24 protein-coding genes are annotated in these 16,301 nt (G+C 41.0%); 19 read left to right on the top strand and 5 right to left on the bottom strand.

The annotated features are described in order from the left end of the window. The first annotated feature begins 4 nt into the window (after nucleotides 1–4). The 18 genes from KSW37_RS11235 (at nucleotide 5) to KSW37_RS11155 (ending at nucleotide 12,410) form a co-directional block, all read left to right on the top strand. Entirely contained in the window at nucleotides 5–685 is a 681-nt protein-coding gene (locus KSW37_RS11235) for a hypothetical protein (protein ID WP_217314515.1), read from the top strand. A 216-nt stretch (nucleotides 686–901) separates the two neighbouring features. Beyond that, nucleotides 902–1,264, top strand: coding sequence for a YkvA family protein (locus KSW37_RS11230; RefSeq protein ID WP_217314514.1), 363 nt, complete (start codon nucleotides 902–904; stop codon nucleotides 1,262–1,264). A gap of 21 nt (nucleotides 1,265–1,285) precedes the next feature. After that, nucleotides 1,286–2,602, top strand: a complete 1,317-nt coding sequence (locus tag KSW37_RS11225; RefSeq protein ID WP_217314513.1) for a hypothetical protein — start codon at nucleotides 1,286–1,288, stop codon at nucleotides 2,600–2,602. Nucleotides 2,603–2,614: 12 nt separating this feature from the next. After that, on the top strand, nucleotides 2,615–2,941 hold the full coding sequence (locus KSW37_RS11220; RefSeq protein ID WP_118312067.1) for a hypothetical protein: 327 nt from the start codon (nucleotides 2,615–2,617) through the stop codon (nucleotides 2,939–2,941). Between the two features lie 130 nt (nucleotides 2,942–3,071). Beyond that, entirely contained in the window at nucleotides 3,072–3,761 is a 690-nt protein-coding gene (locus KSW37_RS11215) for a PP2C family protein-serine/threonine phosphatase (RefSeq protein WP_217314512.1), read from the top strand. Nucleotides 3,762–3,772: 11 nt separating this feature from the next. Continuing rightward, nucleotides 3,773–4,903, top strand: a complete 1,131-nt coding sequence (locus KSW37_RS11210; RefSeq protein ID WP_217314511.1) for a hypothetical protein — start codon at nucleotides 3,773–3,775, stop codon at nucleotides 4,901–4,903. A gap of 12 nt (nucleotides 4,904–4,915) precedes the next feature. Continuing rightward, on the top strand, nucleotides 4,916–5,350 hold the full coding sequence (locus tag KSW37_RS11205; RefSeq protein ID WP_217314510.1) for a hypothetical protein: 435 nt from the start codon (nucleotides 4,916–4,918) through the stop codon (nucleotides 5,348–5,350). Between the two features lie 2 nt (nucleotides 5,351–5,352). Beyond that, the gene (locus KSW37_RS11200; RefSeq protein ID WP_217314509.1) at nucleotides 5,353–5,901 is read left to right on the top strand and encodes a hypothetical protein; all 549 of its coding nucleotides are present in this window, start codon (nucleotides 5,353–5,355) and stop codon (nucleotides 5,899–5,901) included. An 11-nt stretch (nucleotides 5,902–5,912) separates the two neighbouring features. Further along, nucleotides 5,913–6,200 carry a hypothetical protein gene (locus KSW37_RS11195; protein WP_217314508.1) on the top strand — a complete coding sequence of 96 codons (288 nt, stop codon included), beginning with the start codon at nucleotides 5,913–5,915 and terminating at the stop codon, nucleotides 6,198–6,200. Nucleotides 6,201–6,542: 342 nt separating this feature from the next. Further along, nucleotides 6,543–6,713, top strand: coding sequence for a hypothetical protein (locus KSW37_RS16050; RefSeq protein WP_254368634.1), 171 nt, complete (start codon nucleotides 6,543–6,545; stop codon nucleotides 6,711–6,713). After that, on the top strand, nucleotides 6,637–6,810 hold the full coding sequence (locus KSW37_RS16175) for a DUF1810 family protein (RefSeq protein ID WP_367397503.1): 174 nt from the start codon (nucleotides 6,637–6,639) through the stop codon (nucleotides 6,808–6,810). The genes KSW37_RS16050 and KSW37_RS16175 overlap by 77 nt, the downstream gene beginning before the upstream one ends. A 169-nt stretch (nucleotides 6,811–6,979) precedes the next feature. After that, nucleotides 6,980–7,708 (top strand): VWA domain-containing protein, encoded by a 729-nt coding sequence (locus KSW37_RS11185; RefSeq protein ID WP_217314506.1) that lies wholly within the window; start codon nucleotides 6,980–6,982, stop codon nucleotides 7,706–7,708. 20 nt (nucleotides 7,709–7,728) lie between these two features. Beyond that, nucleotides 7,729–8,916 (top strand): WG repeat-containing protein, encoded by a 1,188-nt coding sequence (locus KSW37_RS11180; RefSeq protein ID WP_217314505.1) that lies wholly within the window; start codon nucleotides 7,729–7,731, stop codon nucleotides 8,914–8,916. Nucleotides 8,917–9,767: 851 nt separating this feature from the next. Next, nucleotides 9,768–10,526, top strand: a complete 759-nt coding sequence (locus KSW37_RS11175) for a ParA family protein (protein ID WP_032856280.1) — start codon at nucleotides 9,768–9,770, stop codon at nucleotides 10,524–10,526. Nucleotides 10,527–10,530: 4 nt separating this feature from the next. Beyond that, a complete protein-coding gene (locus tag KSW37_RS11170; protein WP_217314504.1) occupies nucleotides 10,531–10,977 on the top strand; it encodes a DUF3408 domain-containing protein in 447 nt (148 codons plus the stop codon). A gap of 21 nt (nucleotides 10,978–10,998) precedes the next feature. Next, a complete protein-coding gene (locus tag KSW37_RS11165; RefSeq protein WP_254368633.1) occupies nucleotides 10,999–11,643 on the top strand; it encodes a hypothetical protein in 645 nt (214 codons plus the stop codon). Between the two features lie 19 nt (nucleotides 11,644–11,662). Then, nucleotides 11,663–11,830, top strand: a complete 168-nt coding sequence (locus tag KSW37_RS11160) for a hypothetical protein (protein ID WP_005823744.1) — start codon at nucleotides 11,663–11,665, stop codon at nucleotides 11,828–11,830. A gap of 82 nt (nucleotides 11,831–11,912) precedes the next feature. Beyond that, nucleotides 11,913–12,410, top strand: a complete 498-nt coding sequence (locus KSW37_RS11155) for a DUF3408 domain-containing protein (RefSeq protein WP_227740970.1) — start codon at nucleotides 11,913–11,915, stop codon at nucleotides 12,408–12,410. Between the two features lie 317 nt (nucleotides 12,411–12,727). On the opposite strand, the gene KSW37_RS11150 is transcribed toward KSW37_RS11155, so the two are convergent. Genes KSW37_RS11150 through KSW37_RS11130 form a run of 5 tightly spaced genes read right to left on the bottom strand, consistent with a single transcriptional unit; the run spans nucleotide 12,728 to nucleotide 15,155 of the window. Beyond that, nucleotides 12,728–14,005, bottom strand: a complete 1,278-nt coding sequence (locus KSW37_RS11150) for a PcfJ domain-containing protein (protein WP_217314502.1) — start codon at nucleotides 14,003–14,005, stop codon at nucleotides 12,728–12,730. After that, entirely contained in the window at nucleotides 14,002–14,427 is a 426-nt protein-coding gene (locus KSW37_RS11145) for a PcfK-like family protein (protein WP_004312216.1), read from the bottom strand. The genes KSW37_RS11150 and KSW37_RS11145 overlap by 4 nt, the downstream gene beginning before the upstream one ends. A gap of 23 nt (nucleotides 14,428–14,450) precedes the next feature. Continuing rightward, nucleotides 14,451–14,690, bottom strand: coding sequence for a DUF6926 domain-containing protein (locus KSW37_RS11140; RefSeq protein ID WP_217314501.1), 240 nt, complete (start codon nucleotides 14,688–14,690; stop codon nucleotides 14,451–14,453). A 12-nt stretch (nucleotides 14,691–14,702) separates the two neighbouring features. Next, a complete protein-coding gene (locus KSW37_RS11135; RefSeq protein WP_118312707.1) occupies nucleotides 14,703–14,927 on the bottom strand; it encodes a hypothetical protein in 225 nt (74 codons plus the stop codon). Nucleotides 14,928–14,939: 12 nt separating this feature from the next. Beyond that, complete coding sequence (locus KSW37_RS11130) at nucleotides 14,940–15,155, bottom strand: hypothetical protein (RefSeq protein ID WP_119993562.1); 216 nt, start codon at nucleotides 15,153–15,155, stop codon at nucleotides 14,940–14,942. 426 nt (nucleotides 15,156–15,581) lie between these two features. Between KSW37_RS11130 and KSW37_RS16135 the strand changes: the two genes are divergently transcribed. Then, nucleotides 15,582–15,710, top strand: coding sequence for a hypothetical protein (locus KSW37_RS16135; RefSeq protein ID WP_254918964.1), 129 nt, complete (start codon nucleotides 15,582–15,584; stop codon nucleotides 15,708–15,710). Nucleotides 15,711–16,301: the final 591 nt, after the last annotated feature.

Below are 16,301 nucleotides of genomic sequence, written 5' to 3'. Positions count from 1 at the left end.
AAACATGAAATGGATTATAGATTCTCACATAAAGCATGAAGATAATAAAACTTTATTGGTGAATAGATATTTTTGCTTATTAGACAGAAAATGTATTCTTGGTTACACGAAACACTCGGAGGTAATATGTCGAAATGAAAGAACAACAAGTAGTTCTTCTAAAGATACATTTATATCGCCTATAAATTCTCAGGAGAATAACTATGTCGACACATCTTTCGTTCCTCCAATAAAGGATGACTCAATTGAGGATATAAATTATCCTTCAAATAGTGAAGTGACGAAATATGGAATACAAAATATTTTATTGTTATTTGTGAAGGCTGATTCAGGGAACAATATTATTTCTGCATTAAAATCAAAAATGAAACTATCGCCAATTTATTTTGATAATTTATATTTGGAAACTATGAACCTCTGGGTCGGATCAAAAAAACAATTCGACGAAAATATTGTTTCAGATTTTTCTCTTGCTGATAGCAAGGGCGAAATACCTAAACTTGATTTTGTAATAATACAAATTCAATTATGCGACAACTTTTCTGGCTATCAAAAGGGGGCAAGCAGTATTGACAGAATGAACTTTTTAAAGCATATTTGTGATAAAGAATTGTCAATTGTCAGATTTAGTAACAGATTGAATTTTGAGAATTCTAAAGGAGCTTCTTTTTCTTGGGAAAAATAGTTTATGAACTTAGAATTTTAAAAGTAACAAGAAATCATCCAAAACAGCAATAATAAGTTGTAGTTCTGTTGATTTTTCTAATAATAACAACGAGAATATGTAGGAACTTGTAAGTCGGAAAGGAATAATCTGGTTTGCAAGTTTTTCTTTTTCTGTGATAGATTGGTAATTTTCTCATTTCTATAACATAAAAACGTATTACAAAACATAGAAGGTATGAACAAACCAAGCATTATAGACACTGAGGTTTTGAAAGACAAGTTGCAAGAGTATGCAATGAAGGTTGGACGCATTAGTGTGCGCCCACTCTTGCTGCTTTATTTCATAATGGTGAGCAAGGACACACCGAAGAGTGATAAATTGATGATTCTGTCAACCATATCTTATATAGTATTTCCGATAGACTTGATTTCGGCTAAGCGTCTGCCTGTCATCGGATGTATGGACGAAGTATTTTCGCTTTCAGTTGCCTATCAGAAAGTAAGCAAGAATATTGCTCCAGAGATTGAGCGTAAGACTGATGCATTGCTCGACAAGTGGTTTTCTGAATACACTAATTACATAGAGGTGTTTGACTGAACCATATAAAAAAGATCAGATATGAACACGAATAAAAGAATCAAAATGGGCTTACTTGTAATAGTTTTAGCCTTTTTCGGACAGTTGTCCTTCGCCCAAGAAGTGATAGTGGCTGACACTATTGACGCAGAAGAAGCATTTGGCAAAAAGCCCATCACCAAAGTACCATTGGAACAATGCGAACAGATAGACACCTGTAGCATTGCCAAGTTTGCCGTTGTTTCTAAAGGTGGCAAACAGGGTATCTATGACTTGGAGAAGCATGAGAATGTAACGGAGATAGATTTAGATGTTGCAGGTTTCTCACGTCGTTATGTGTCAGAAGATGGCATTGAGGTATTCTACTTCTATGTAGAAAAAGGGATTGAGCGTGGCACCATTGGCGTGGTTGGAGAAAACAATCAAACTGTTGGTGTATGGATGGACAATCCTGAATATGTAGCAAAACTTGATGAATGCACGACAATAGATAGCGTGATGACTCAAAAATGCCAAGATGTTTTGTCTGAGGGGTTGAAAATGTTGAATGGAACATACGGACAGATTGCTGTTATAGACGCACAAACAGGAAGACTGAAATCATGGGTTGCATTGGAGAAAGATAGAGATGATTATTCAGAGGGCAAGCTATTGAAACAAGCATGTAGTCCTCGCATTTTGACACTTGTAGGCATTACTCCTATGTTGGCAGATATCAATGGTTCACTCAATGACAAGATGGATTTGTGCGGTGGCATATATAATATAGGTGACAGCATCAGCATTCGTGACCATAACTGGCGGTCTGGCGGTTATGGTGTAATGACTTGTCGCCAAGCATTGACACATAAATCTAACGTGGCTATGTTCAAGATACTCTTGGTAAACCATGGTGACGATGCTTTTGGTATTTGGAAGAAGATGGATAGTGATGAGAAGCAAACAAACGCTATGGAATTGGCGGCACTCTTTAATGGTGCCTATCAAAGGAATGCTTTGACATTTCCGACTTTGCAAGGTGACTCAGTAACTGAGGAAACATTTGACAAAATTACGCCTTTGGGACGTAAATATCTGCAAGAGGTATTGATTGGTCTGAACAAAGGGAAAGGCATACAAGCATCTTATGCCCCCAAGAAAGTGGATATAGCAGGAGTATATGGCAACTATCAAGGCAAAGAACTTGAAAATGGGGAACATGAATTGGCAGAAATGTCCTTTGTCGGAGTTTTCCCACGCAAGAAACCTCGCTATGCCTTGGCTGTAATCATCAATAGACCGAATGAACAAACTCATGGTCCAAAGGATTTAGCCAATGGCATCGTGAATAATCTTGCGGAATGGTTGTCTAAACATTAACACCTGGAAATTATGGAAGAGGTTATCTACAAACATGAAACGAATGGTGAGTTCACAGGAATCTATGCGCAAATAGAAGATGGCAAACTCACCATTACCGAGCAAGATATGGGTGAATTTGAGAAAGAATATTCAAGAGACGGCGAGGTTGAGTCTTTCGTATTCTTTGATGTGGCAAATACCAATCGTCTGATGAGGTCTTTGCACGCATCTGACGACTATAGTCTTATCGAATCATTAAAAAAGAAGTTTAAAAAACATGGGAGTTGCATGAAAAGCGAGATCTGCTATTATTGCGATGAACATGATATCAAGTATCAAACACAAGTATATTATTGATAGAACAATATGACACAGCAAGCCAAGATTCCCATATTATTGAATATAATATTGTCGGAAATATTACGTTACAGATAGATTAGAGGTTACATTTGCCTCTATACTATCATAAACTAAAAAGAATCGTAATATGGAGATAAGATATGCAACAATAAGCAAGACTGGTAGAAGGCATAATAACGAGGATGCTTACAAGGTCATTGATATGCCACAAAACAACCGATTTGTGGGAATAGTCTGTGATGGCATGGGCGGTCATTCCTTTGGAGAGACTGCCAGTGAAACGGTATGTAATACTATATCTGACTTTTGGAAGAAGCATATCAGTACGCCCGATTGTGACTCAAAGGTAAAACTCGCTTGCAAGAAAGCAAGTTGTGCCATTGACCAAAAGGCATTTGAGCTTCATCATGCAGAGATGGGTACGACTATGGTCATGGTAAGTATTGAAAACGATGTGGCAACCATTGCGCATATTGGTGATAGTCGTTGTTATGTACAAAGACCTGGTGATGGATTACTTTATCAGACAAAAGACCATATCCGGCTTGATTTTGGATGGGAGATTGTTGCCAAGTGCTTCTTCTCTTACCGCCCAGAAGTGGCAGTACCAGACATCCGACAACTCAAACTACAGACTGGTGACAGAGTTTTTCTTTGTTCGGATGGACTATACAAAAGCATGGCTCCTGACATTTTGCAAGCAAGGATGATGGATGACAAATCCTTGGAAGAGATTCTTGACGTTTATGATTTCCTTTGTAAGAAACAAGGAGATGACAATTATACGGCAATATTGATTGAATGTTTCAGAATATAGGGAAAAGAATTATGAAGATTCGTTATACATTGTTTGTATTGGGCGTTGCACTGTTATTGATAGCTTCTTGTAATAGAGAAGATATAAGCATAACCTATTTCAAACAACTGCAAAGTACTTCTGACAAGACCAACAAGGAAGACTCCTTGATGATGCCTTGTGGATTTATAGAATATGACTCCGTTCGATTCTCGGATGGTTCATATGCTGTGCATCGTTTGCAATATGCACCGCAGAACAGTCTGACGGAGTTCTTTGATAACAAGGGACGAACGATTGCCACGATAGCAAGGGCATCGGAATGTTATGCACAAACTCTTGTGTATGATTACGATGATGAAGGACGGTTGTCTCATCTCCTCCAATATAAAAGTGAAATTTTTGAAGGCTTGGATTCAGACAGCGCAAGTTATGGAAGGAATAAAGATGGGTATCTTGGCTTTCGGCAAATGATAGCAAAAATGGATTATGAACATCCAGATACTGCAAAATATCAACAGACTAACATTGAATATGATAAAGATGGCGATGCTGTAAAAGCCTATATGGTATATGGCAGTGATAGCATTGTTGCGCCAAGCGGATATAAGTTAACCATAGCGGTAAAACCTTGCCTGAGTTTTTGGCAAAGCGACTTGCATGGTGGCTTTTATATCTTCCATGTGACAATGGAACCTAAAAGAAAGGATTTGCAAAATTATAAGGTTTGCCGATTTGCAGATTATCTGCCCTCAATGGAATCAGAATATCGGAATGGGCGCATCGTCAAAACAGTATGGCACCATGATCCGTGTATAGAGTCAGATGATAAAGACCTTGTCTTCATTCCAATAATAACTGATGACTTGAATGTGTATTCCGTTACGTGGGAGGATGGCAGCAAGCATCAACGTGTATATAAAGACGGGCTATTGGCATATAAGCAAGAAATCAGCAGGTATGGTACTGCGTTGAAAAAGGAAACGTACTCTTTCCTATCAGACAAAAAGGTCAAAGTTACATTTGAGACCATTGATTATAGAACCAAAGCATTGAAGACAATATCAACTTCAGTCATGAATGTTCCTGACAAGGAAAAGTTTCGTGAGGACATGAATGTAATCAGTGGAATTTACAGATGGGAAAATTATTACAACAAATAAAAACTTACGGATATGGACAAGAATAATTTAAAGGATGCCTACGATATAGGTGAGAATATGGCAGTGTTTAGTGGTGAAGGAAGAAGTTACACCATCATCAATAAGGAAACAGGTAAGACAAGGCAACTTGTAAGTGAAGACGGAAGCCTTCTTGTGACAGATAACGAGATCGATTTTGATGCAATATATAAGGGATGTCCTGATTTCAATGGATGTAAATCTGTTCGATATAGGTTCGGCAGATATGACAATTTCAGAAATGGTGTTTGTGCCATCTGCTGGACAGTATATCCCGATGGACGCTACTTTGCTGATGAGGATGGTTTCGGAATGGAAGATAATGACGAAGAGAATGCTTATTGTATTATCAATAAGGACTTGGAAATCATCGTGCCTTTTCAACCAATGGACGATGTAAAGGAAATGTTGAAGAAATACGAGAAGTAAGTATGTTAGTTGTACATCCAAAAGACAGAACGACTTCTGTACTCTCTACACTATATGAGGGTAAGGATGCCAATGTGATTAGCTGCAATTGCTCTAACAAGGAAATTGAGCATTTGTTGCATCATGTTTCTTCACAAGAACGAATCATGCTACTTGGACATGGCTCAGACAAAGGGCTGTTCTATCGAGAGGATGACACTAAGGATGAATTTGACAAAATCATTGTTGGACACCCACACAGTTTCCATTTGCGCAAGCATGGTGGTAATCTGATTGGTATATGGTGTCATGCTGATAAGTTTGCAAGAGCAGAAGGTCTGCATGGGCTGTTCTCTGGCATGATAATATCTGAGGAGCAAGAAGCGGTGGAATATGGTGTCATGGCTACACAACAGGAGATTCTAAAGTCCAATACCATCATGTTTGGACACTTACGTTGGCTACTTGACGAGGATATCCCTCTATGCGAAATACCACAGCGTATCAAAAACATGGATGCTGAAAGAACTTCACTATCCGTATTTAACTATAACAATTTCCATTACATATAATCAAAAAGGTTATGCAAGTAATTAAACTTAATGGTGATCATTTGACATTCAAAGGCAGGGTTTATGGCTCTGTTGGCATAGAATATCGTATAGAGTATGATAAAACAGCTTTTCAAGTTGAATATAACTGCGAATATGTATATTCCAAAGAAGATAGGGAAATGTTAGATGGTGCAGACGATTCAACTGTAACATACGAACTTACTCCATTAAAGAAAGGACTGTTTGATATTTATGAAGTAGAAGGCTTTCGGTGTCAAGAAACCGCAAGAAAAAAGCATACGATAGTAGTCATATAACACCAACCATAAGACTTCATCAAGAAATTTATAACCGATGGATGTATGTAAAATAAGTTTTAAAAATAGTATTCTTGCCATTTGGAATCAATTGACAAGAAAGGGTGCATGGCGAAACATTTTTGTCACACACAATTCCTTTGGAATATTCAGTGAGTATAGCCATATATCTCGCCGCAGCGGAAAGCCTAAGATTCCTTACCCAAATAAGAAAGTTGCACTTAGGGCAGCAGAAGCAATGGGAAAGAAGCATGGTGTGCATTTCTCTATATACAAATGTGCTTGGTGTGACGGATGGCATATAGGAAAGAATGCACAGAATAAAATAAAAAGGAACAACGCATGAAAGATAAATTTACGCCAAACTATATAGAGTCTCTTGAAGAAAATGAGTTCTTCGTTTTTGGCAGCAATTTGGATGGATATCACATCGGAGGTGCAGCAAGGATTGCCAAAGAGCGTTTTGGTGCAGTATGGGGGACAAGGTTGTCTCAATCATCCGATATTAGGTGAGAGATTAAGAGCTGTAACGAAGGCTTTGTTGACGCATACTGATATGGATGTGGTAGATATTTTGGGGGAAGTTGATGCATCATCAATTAAAAGATAAAGTAAAGAATTACCGAATAAAGGAAATCGTATCCCTCAGCTCAATTTGATGATATAAAATCGAATGGGCTGAGGGATTTTTATATATTTTGATGATAGGAAGGGGTTACTTGTTTTACTCTATATACATAAACAAATAAAGTTTGTAACACAAAAAAATATCAGATAATATGGAAGAGCTAAAAGACAAGACTGCAATGCAGAAGACTCAAATCTTCAATGTGATAATCCTTGACCGTAGTGGTTCTATGCAGAGAATACGTCAAGCAGCGGTGGATGGATTCAACGAAACCTTGGTTGGAATCAAGAAAGCGCAAGAGAAATTTGCCGATACCCAAGAGCATTTCGTGTCATTGGTAACATTCTGTAGTTGCGAGATGCGAAAGGTGTTTGACAGAGTACCTGTTGCCAAAGCGCATTCCTTGACAATGGAGGATTATACTCCTTGCTGCTGCACTCCACTTTATGATGCCATGGGATTCACAATCACAGCCATGCGCAATCATGTCAAAGATATGGATGATGTAACCGTTGTTGTAACCATCATCACAGATGGTATGGAAAACGCCTCCAAGGAGTACGATGGAGGAAGTATCAAATCTCTTGTAGAAAAGCTCCGCAAAGAAGGCTGGACATTCACATACATGGGTGCCAATCAGGATTCTGTAGAAGTAGCCTCGTCAATGTCTATCCGCAATGCTCGTAATTTTGATTATAGTTCAGAAGGGACACGTGCTTCCATGCGCAAAGACACCACGACCCGTATGAATTTTTTTTCTCGTCTTTCTCAAATGAAGAATGAGGCTGCTTTTTGTGCAGAACCGATGTCAAAGGAAGAACGTCTTGGTTGCTATGGCAGATTGGCAGATGAAGCCTTTGATGAGGAGGAAAATAAATAGAAGCTTAAAATAAGAGGCATATGAAAAGAGCAATTATTTTATTTTGGAAAGGGTTGACAGGTATTATTTCAGCAACAGCAGAATGGTTCACCGTGATACTTGGAATGAAGGATGAATCTAAGTATGGCAAGTTTCTTCGACGTGTTGTTGGAGGCTGTTTTGCGTTCATCATGTTTGTGTTTGCATGTGCTGGAGGTAATGCGTTATACGAGTTTGTTTACAAGAAAGTGAATGCTGCGAAATATTTGGATGACTCCTACTATGACCCGCAGTACCTGTCAAGAAATGCAACTTATTATAGCCGTGCCTATGAAACGGATGGATATGTGGAGACTCGTGATGGCAAGAAGACTGTCAAGGGCATACATTGGATTTCAAAACCATTGGGGGACGACTCGCTTGTCTGTTATAGTAACGGCGATGCTCGTGGCTACTTCAATATGCTGACGGGTGAAATAGCTATCAAGCCTCAGTACAAGCACGCATGGGTATTCTCTGATGGTTTGGCTTCCGTAGATGACAATGGAATGATAAAATTCATCGATGCCAAAGGAAATGTTGTTATAGACTTGAATATTCCATACATCACTGGTGCAGAAGGATATGTATTCCACAATGGACATTGCGTAATACATAACAACAAACGTGACAAATTTGGTTTGATAGACAAGAAAGGAAAGTGGATGCTAAAGGCTGAATATGATGCGATATATCCAAAGGATTCTTTCTTCATTGTCAGCAAAGGTGGAATGCAACGTGTTCTTTCTGAGAATTTGAAAGTAGTATTGCCACCAATGGAAGCAGACCTTTGGGTGTCTGATGGCTGTATCACAGCAACGATGAAAGACCATACGCTTCGCAAATATAATTTACAGGGACAATTAATAGATGATTTCCTCATCAGCAATGTGGAAGGAATGATGTACGATACCGATGAGATACGATACACCACGGCCAAAAACTACGATGATGATGGCAAACTGACAGGTGAAACAGCGGAAGCGGAACCAACGCCTTATCAAAAGACAGCGAGTTGCAAAAAGTATGAGGCGGAAGTTGGTTGGTATGGCTTGATGTCGCCAAATGGCAAAGTCATAACACCTCCAAGATACAGTGACATTACAGCTATTGGCTACGACTTGTATCTCTGCAAGACCTCTGATGTCAGAGGTGAAGTACTAAATGGAAAAGGTGTAAGAATTAGATAAGCCTTTTCTTTGGTTCATGGAGAACAACTGGTTGCCATAAGACTTCTCCATGAATTGTAAAAGGATGGTAGGATTAAAACTCTTGCCATCCTTTTTTATGTTCATACAAAAATGGAACAAGCGGTGCATATAGCTATGATGGAACCATACAACATATCGGCAGATTGGAACATGGGGAGCCCGACTTCGGAGAGGCTACCAACCTGGCAGGGCAAGGTCGGGAGGGAGTAACCCGAACGGTTTTGAGTAACTCAAAACATACCTTGCTATGTCTTTGAGGACATAAAAATCCGCTTAGGGTGGATTGAAGTTAGCCTTCGTAAGAAGCTATCCCATCCCGAATGGAAGCTGTTCGGGAAATCCTGTCCTTTGCGGAGCATCAAGCCTTGTTCTTGTCGGAACGATATGGATGCGCTATCCATTGCTTTGCCTTTCGGGTGCAAAATTACGGCTAAAAATGCGCCCTTGTAACAATGCTACCCCAGACAACCACTGCAACTATCGGCAACATGCTGCCACAGGATTTGAAAACCATTGTTTTTCGGAAATTTCGTTGTTATTTTGCAGCCAAACATTGAACCAATGATTTGAAAATATGATGAAACAAGCATTTGCAGCAACGAATAAGCCTGTCACTATTGCAGCGTCTCTTTGCATCCATGATGCTCCACTGACGTACAGACTTACTGATTCACTGTCGTACTGTCGTATGGAAATGATGAAGCATTGCAACAGTTCAAGGTCTCCATAATGGAGCAATGACCGATAGACATGGACATCAAAGTGTTCATATCTTTGAATTGGCAGGAAATCATAGAAATGAGTAATCAACAATTTAAAAAGTTAACGATATGAGTAAGACAAGATTTGTTGCGTTCGCAACACAGAAAGGCGGAATAGGAAAGTCCACCATCACGGCTCTTGTAGCCAACTACTTTCACAATGTCAAGGGTTACAATGTGGCGGTCATAGACTGTGACGAGCCACAATACAACCTTGCAGACCTGCGAGACGAGGAACTGGAACTCATCAAAAGCAGCGACTATTTCAAGGCGCAAGCCTGTGAGCATTTCAAAAAGCTGGGCAAGAAGTCCTTCAGCGTAACGAGAAGCAATGCTGTCAATGCGCTTGACGACGCAGAGACAGTGTTGAATGAAACAGAGGTTAAACTTGACTTCATCTTCTTTGACATGCCTGGGACTATCAAAAGTGAGGGCGTCATGAAGACCTTGTCTCAGATGGATTACATCTTTGTACCCGTCAGCGCAGACCGCTTTGTTGTAGAAAGCGCAATGAGCTTCATGCAGTTGTTCCACGACAACTTTTTGACACAGGGTTGGTCGGTCACCAAGAAACTTGCTTTCTTTTGGACAATGGTTGACAAACGAGAACGCACGAGTTTGTATGATGTATATGAAGGTATGTTCAAGTCTCTCGACTATTCGGTTCTCAACACACGACTGCCAGACAGCAAACGTTTCAGAAGAGAGCTGTCGGAGAACAGAAAGGCAGTGTTCCGTTCCACCATCTTTCCATCAGACCCAAACCTGTTGCGAGGGAGTGGCATCAAGGAGTTGTCCGACGAGATTTGTGAAATCATAAAGACATGAGCCTATGGTAAGCAGAAAAATCAACACTGACGCAATAGATGAAAATCTGCTCATTGCCTCTATTGGCAAGAGCAAGATTGGCACGACAACGGCATCCATTCTTGACGGAGCTTCCCAATCCCAAGTGAAAGATACCGAAGAGAAAGAAGAGGTTGGCTGGAAGTCCCAATGCTCGCAGACCGATAAGTCGCCAAATTCACGCAAGCCTCCCAAGGCTTCTTCGGAAAGTTACGATTCGGCATTCTTCAAGCGAAACGAGATAAAGACTCGTCAATGCGTTTATATCAGCCGTGAGATACACAGGAGAATTTCAAGAATAGTCAGTGTGCTCGCAAAGCATGAGTTGACAGTCGGTGGTTACATCGACCTTATTCTTGAGAGACATCTTGAAGAGAACCAGGAAGAAATCAACGGCTTGCTGAGAAAAGAGATTGACGATTGGAATATGTAACAAAAAGGAACAAGCATGACAATGGAAACTATATTCTTGATAGTCTTGGCTGCATTCAATGTTTGGACTATCTATTTTTACAACAAGTTGCTCCTTGAAGTTGCGAACGGCAGGGAAAAGGAGAAAAAAACGCCTATCGACCCGATGGCACTTGTAGGCAAAAGTCTTTTCAAATTGTCCCAACTACGGAAGAAAGAAGAAACGGAACAAAAACAAACAGAATCCATGTCCGTATCGGATAATGACGTGACATTTGACGATTCTCCAAAGAGTACGGCACGGATTTCTGACGAACAGCTTGATGACGTGTTTACGAATGTTCGCATAGAAGATATTGGTGTGAAATATTCTGACAATAAGGAAGATGCCGATATGCCACAAGCCAAAGGGTCAAGTTTTGAGGACATTGACGCAGCTGTGAATACCGTCAAGGCACCGAAAGCAACGGCCAAGGAGAAAAGACATGCAGGCAAGGTTTTCCATGAGATGGATGGCAACCAATTCTATGAGAAATTCATGGAGAACAGCGAGGAGTGCAAGAAGAACATCCATGATTACGTCACCTTCTACTTGCAAACTCATAAGATTGTAGAGATTTCCAAGCCAAAGAAAGAGTTTAAGGTGCCAGACAGTATAGAGGACTTCAATATCCTCGACTTTGTATAACAATTTAATAAGGAGAATTATGGAAAGAACAGAAGAGAACAATGCAACAAAGGATAGATTTGCACATGTGGGCAAAATATTCTCAGAAATGGACAGCGAAAAGCTACAAGCTGAAATCGCAGAACGCTCAAAGATTATTAAACGCAAAATAGATGCGTTGATGGAATTGCATATGTCAGGTATCTGACAAAAACTGTTGAGGTTGGATTTTCAATAGTCAACAAGTATTTCAATAGCAGAGAATTTGTATAACAATTAAAAAAATGATTATGGCAGACAAAACAAAAAACTGTGGTAAAGGACAACTCACTTCGACAGATGCCAAGGAGTTGTATGAGGCTTTCATGAGAAATTATGAAGAGACAATGGAGGAAGTTGGTAAACAGATTGACGCTTGTCTTGAAGAGACATTTCAAGACCGTACATCGTCAACTATTTCCGACAAGGAGGAGTGTTTTGATGAAGATGCAGCATATGAGAATTATGATGTGGGTGAATTTGAGCCAATCGACAGAATGGAGAAAGAGCGTGCTGAGCAGTATGTCGGTAAGTTCATGGCAAATGCAGGTTTTACCGCAAGATATGGCAGACATGTTGGCATCAGCGAGGACATTCATGAGCGTGTGACTAAATTTGTCAGTATCGTAGGCAAGGGAAAGATTTCCATTGCAAGTTATGTGGACAACATCATCAACGAACACTTCAATGCCTATGCAGCCGAAATCAAGGCTGCATTCGATGAAGGTCTCAAGTCGTATCGCCTCTAACAATAAATTAAGAGTACGCCAATGAAAAAGAAAGACTACGGCTAAAATCTCAGCTTGCCACTGAATCCATAGGACGGCATCATGCCGCATTAGTAAGCAAAAGTGTCAATCGCCAGATGGGACTATCTCCCAAGGAACAGAAAAAACGATTTATGAATAAAGGACAGTCCTTTTGATTTGGGCTGTCCTTTGTTATTCTGCAAGCATCGCAGATAAGGAAAAAACGGTTCTTTGCCACTTTCTTTCCGCTCCTCGGCTCATGAAGAAAGTGGCGGAACGAATTTTCATCGCTCCGCCTAAATTATAATAATGTAGTGTTATGTCGTTGCAACCATTCGTTGCTCTATAAGTCTTGCATTGCTGTTCACTAAGTTGATGATGTCGGCATGGTGCTCGGTGTCCTTGTTCTGTAGTCCGTGGCATTGTACGACTTTCATCTGCTCGAGTGAAAACTCCACTGTTTCAACTCTTTGTTCGGCTATTCTTGCTGAGAAGATGATGCAGTCGGGATTGAGTGAATAGTTTGTACCGCTGCCTACGCAATGATGCATCGCCTTGCCCTCAAGAACGTGCTCCCTGACGCTTTCAAGCATTCTCACCACGATATTGCCGTCCGTGAACATCAAACCGAAGAAACGGCTCTTCATTTCCTTGAACTTGTCCTCGTTCTTCAATGCCTTGCGTATCTCCTCCTCGGTACGCTCCTTTTCTTTCTTTGCTCTGATTTTCTCGGATATTCTGTCGTGCTCGGCTTCAAGGTTGTCGGGGCAAATGTAATGTGGACTTCTGATGTCCTTGCCCATTTCTACCAACATACAGATGTTGTCCGCCCATTTGCCGATGTCTGTAATAAGGTAATGGTTGCGGTTGGCTATCTTGTAGGCATTCCAACAAGTTTCCAAGTGCCGTGGGTGGTCTATGAAGTAGCGGACGTGTCCGTAACGGCATTGTTTCATCATCGTTTCGATGCGGTGGTCTGTCAGCATCGCCTTGAACAATGTAAGCGGTTCGATGCCGTGAAACGCTCCGTCAAAGCCGTTGCGCCATATCTGAGGAATGACTTTCATATCGGGGCAGACCGGAAATGAAGCAATATGCTGATAGGTGGTGTTGTCCTTGCGCAATTCTATGTCGGAGTCGTAGCAGAACGTGTCCATATAGATACCCATTGTGCGCTTGCGTGCCATAACCTCCACCTTGCCTTTTTCGTTCATCCAATAGCGTGCCACCTCCCAACAAAAGATGTCTGCCTTTTGTCCCTTGCGGTAATAGGCTTTCATCTGAAATGCTCGCATAAGTTGCAGTCCCTTACGCTCAGTGAGTACGCTGAAATAGGTAGAAGACATTGCCTTCTGTCGCTTGGTGCGCTGCACTTCCAACTTTGCCTTACACTTCGGGCAGACACATTTGTCCGCATCCTCGTCCGTAGTCCAAGTGTGTCCGCAGTCCATGCAGGTGGTCTGTCCGTGCTTCAACTGAAAGGCATAGTGGTCAAGACATTCACGGAATGCCCATTGCATTTGCGCTCCCTTGATAGGTCGTAACCCCTTGTTTGAGGTTACGACTTGCTTCTGATATTTCGTTCTTGGTTTCATAACGTGTCGAATAATGATGGTTGGTGTACTTCTGTTTCCGTTCTCTGTGAGGTGCGCTTGGCGGTATCTCTGTTACGCATCTTGTTCATCTGCTCTTGCTGATATTGGCGGATGGCTTCCTGTCTTGCCTGTGCCTTCTCCTCCTCTGTGAGTTCGATGTGGTGGTTAACAGACACTTGGCAGTTCAATGGTTTTCCTACCTCGATGTCCTTCTCCTCGTAGTAGTGGATGGCTTGCCCATATATCTCGTCATCGCAAAAGCCGTTGCAACCGCTCTTCTGTACCCAATTAAGGATATAGGTGACGCAATCGTCTATGTTCTTATCGGGGTTGTCATACTTGGCTGCAAAGAGTTCGTCCTCCATTGCACGCTCCTCCAAATAGGCTTGTATGGTTCTCTTGAAATATTCTGTAGTGTTCATGTCTGATGTTGTTAAAGGGGTTGTTACTCGTGATAGATGATGTCGCAGTCCTCAACTTCTGTAGGCAGTCCGAAGAACGGATAATGGCTGAAGTAAGGTTCTGTGCACATGTCCTCGTTGTATCTTGGACTTACTATCTTAATATTGTTCTTGCGTATGGCTTCGTCCACCATACGGATTTCCTCGTCTGTCAGTCCGCTTGCATCGCCATTGATGATGTAGCAGAGTGCCCAAGTAGGTATCGCTTCAATGCTTCTGTTCATATCGCTTGCTAATTAAATGGTTTGCTTGATTAGCTCAATCGTGTATTTAGGGTTCACCTCGTTGAAGATGAAGTCCACAAAATCACGTCTTGCGCCCTTGTTCAACTCTCTGTAGATGTCCTTGAATGATGTGATGTTACCATTGATGTATGTGTCCACCATATACTCAAAGATGTTGTCCACCTCATAATATCTGCATTGCTGTGATGCAGTCTTTGAATGTCTTTTTGTTCCCATATTCTTGTATGCTTAAAGTGTCAATAACCAAATGAATGTTCCAATCAGTACCACCATAGAAAGAATGGAAATGATGATGCCGAAGATGAACTTCACAATTCCCAATATGACTTCACCGACTATGCAGAGAGCCATATATCCCAACCAAGCCACCAAAGTGATGAGGGTTGAGCCGACTGCGGAGAGTAATCTCCACCAAGTCTGTGTTATGTTGATGTTTGTTGTCATATAGCCTTGAATTAAATTTATTTGCGGTTCCAGGAACTGAAGGGAAGTTCTCGTTTCTTCACCTTTTTGTCGCTCCCTTTTCCGACATTTTTTTTGCGTCTTCCTGTCGCATCGGTCGTTTCGTTTCAGGTGCCTTTCAAGGGCGGCGAGGCTGGAAATACAAGGTTTTTCGGAAAAATACTACCCAACGGTGTGGAGATTTTTTCGAAAACCGAAGGCTCGACCTTTTATTTCCAAAGCCCGCTGCCATACCTTTGCACCTGCACGATAACGGTTGATGCCAAAAGGAAAGACCCTGTGGAGGAAAGAAAATCAGAGCGGCAAATGAAAATAGAAACTTCACGGAAGTTTTTGGACTGCACGATTATCGCATACTCATTTCTGAGAAATGGATACAATTACTGTCTTGCAAATGTTTTTAGGAAAATGGAAATCGCATACAAGAATGGCACAGCCTTCAGAGAAATTCCGGTGAAAGAAGAGTATGGCTTGTCCATGCTTCTTGCATCGGGTTTTCTCCAAGGCTGTGCAGCCAAGCATGAAAGTGGTCGTTGAGGTTTACATCAAAGACTTCTTTCTTGCGGTGGAGTATGCAAACAAAATGGTACGGCAAATCAAGGAATGGTGTTTATTTTGATCGGTTAGCCTGCAACCGACAAAAAGAAACACTTTTCCTCATGCCGTACTACTGAGACATGAAAAGGTGGCGTGCCACTGTTTCATGTCGTTTGGATTGTGCGATAAAAATGGAACTGCGAGTTGTGGCTATAAAAGTCAGCCGTTGTCAGCACGGCAAACAAAGAAAAGTCCTTGGCAGTATAGTCTTGAAGCATTTCAAGGCATACCGCCAAGGATTTTTCTTGCCGTGCCATAGTCGGAGGAAGTTAGTCTGAGGTACGAGGACTGTCTTTCTTCGACGACGGCTGACTTTTATACAAAACACACGAAAGGATGAGAATATGCAAACGAAATAGACCATTCAAAAAACAGGAACCCTTGCCACATAAGTTTGAATGGATTGAAATGGCAATAGCAAAGAATAGAGAAGAATATGGTTTAATGAAAACAGATTTACCCAAGCAAAAAATCGAGAGAGTGTAAACTAAACTGTGTCAAGCTACAATAAAAGTAGTTTAACACAGTTTT

Source organism: Segatella copri, assembly GCF_019127135.1.
Lineage (GTDB): Bacteria > Bacteroidota > Bacteroidia > Bacteroidales > Bacteroidaceae > Prevotella.
The sequence above is the reverse complement of the archived record's forward strand: the minus strand, read 5'-3'. Positions and strand labels throughout refer to the sequence as shown.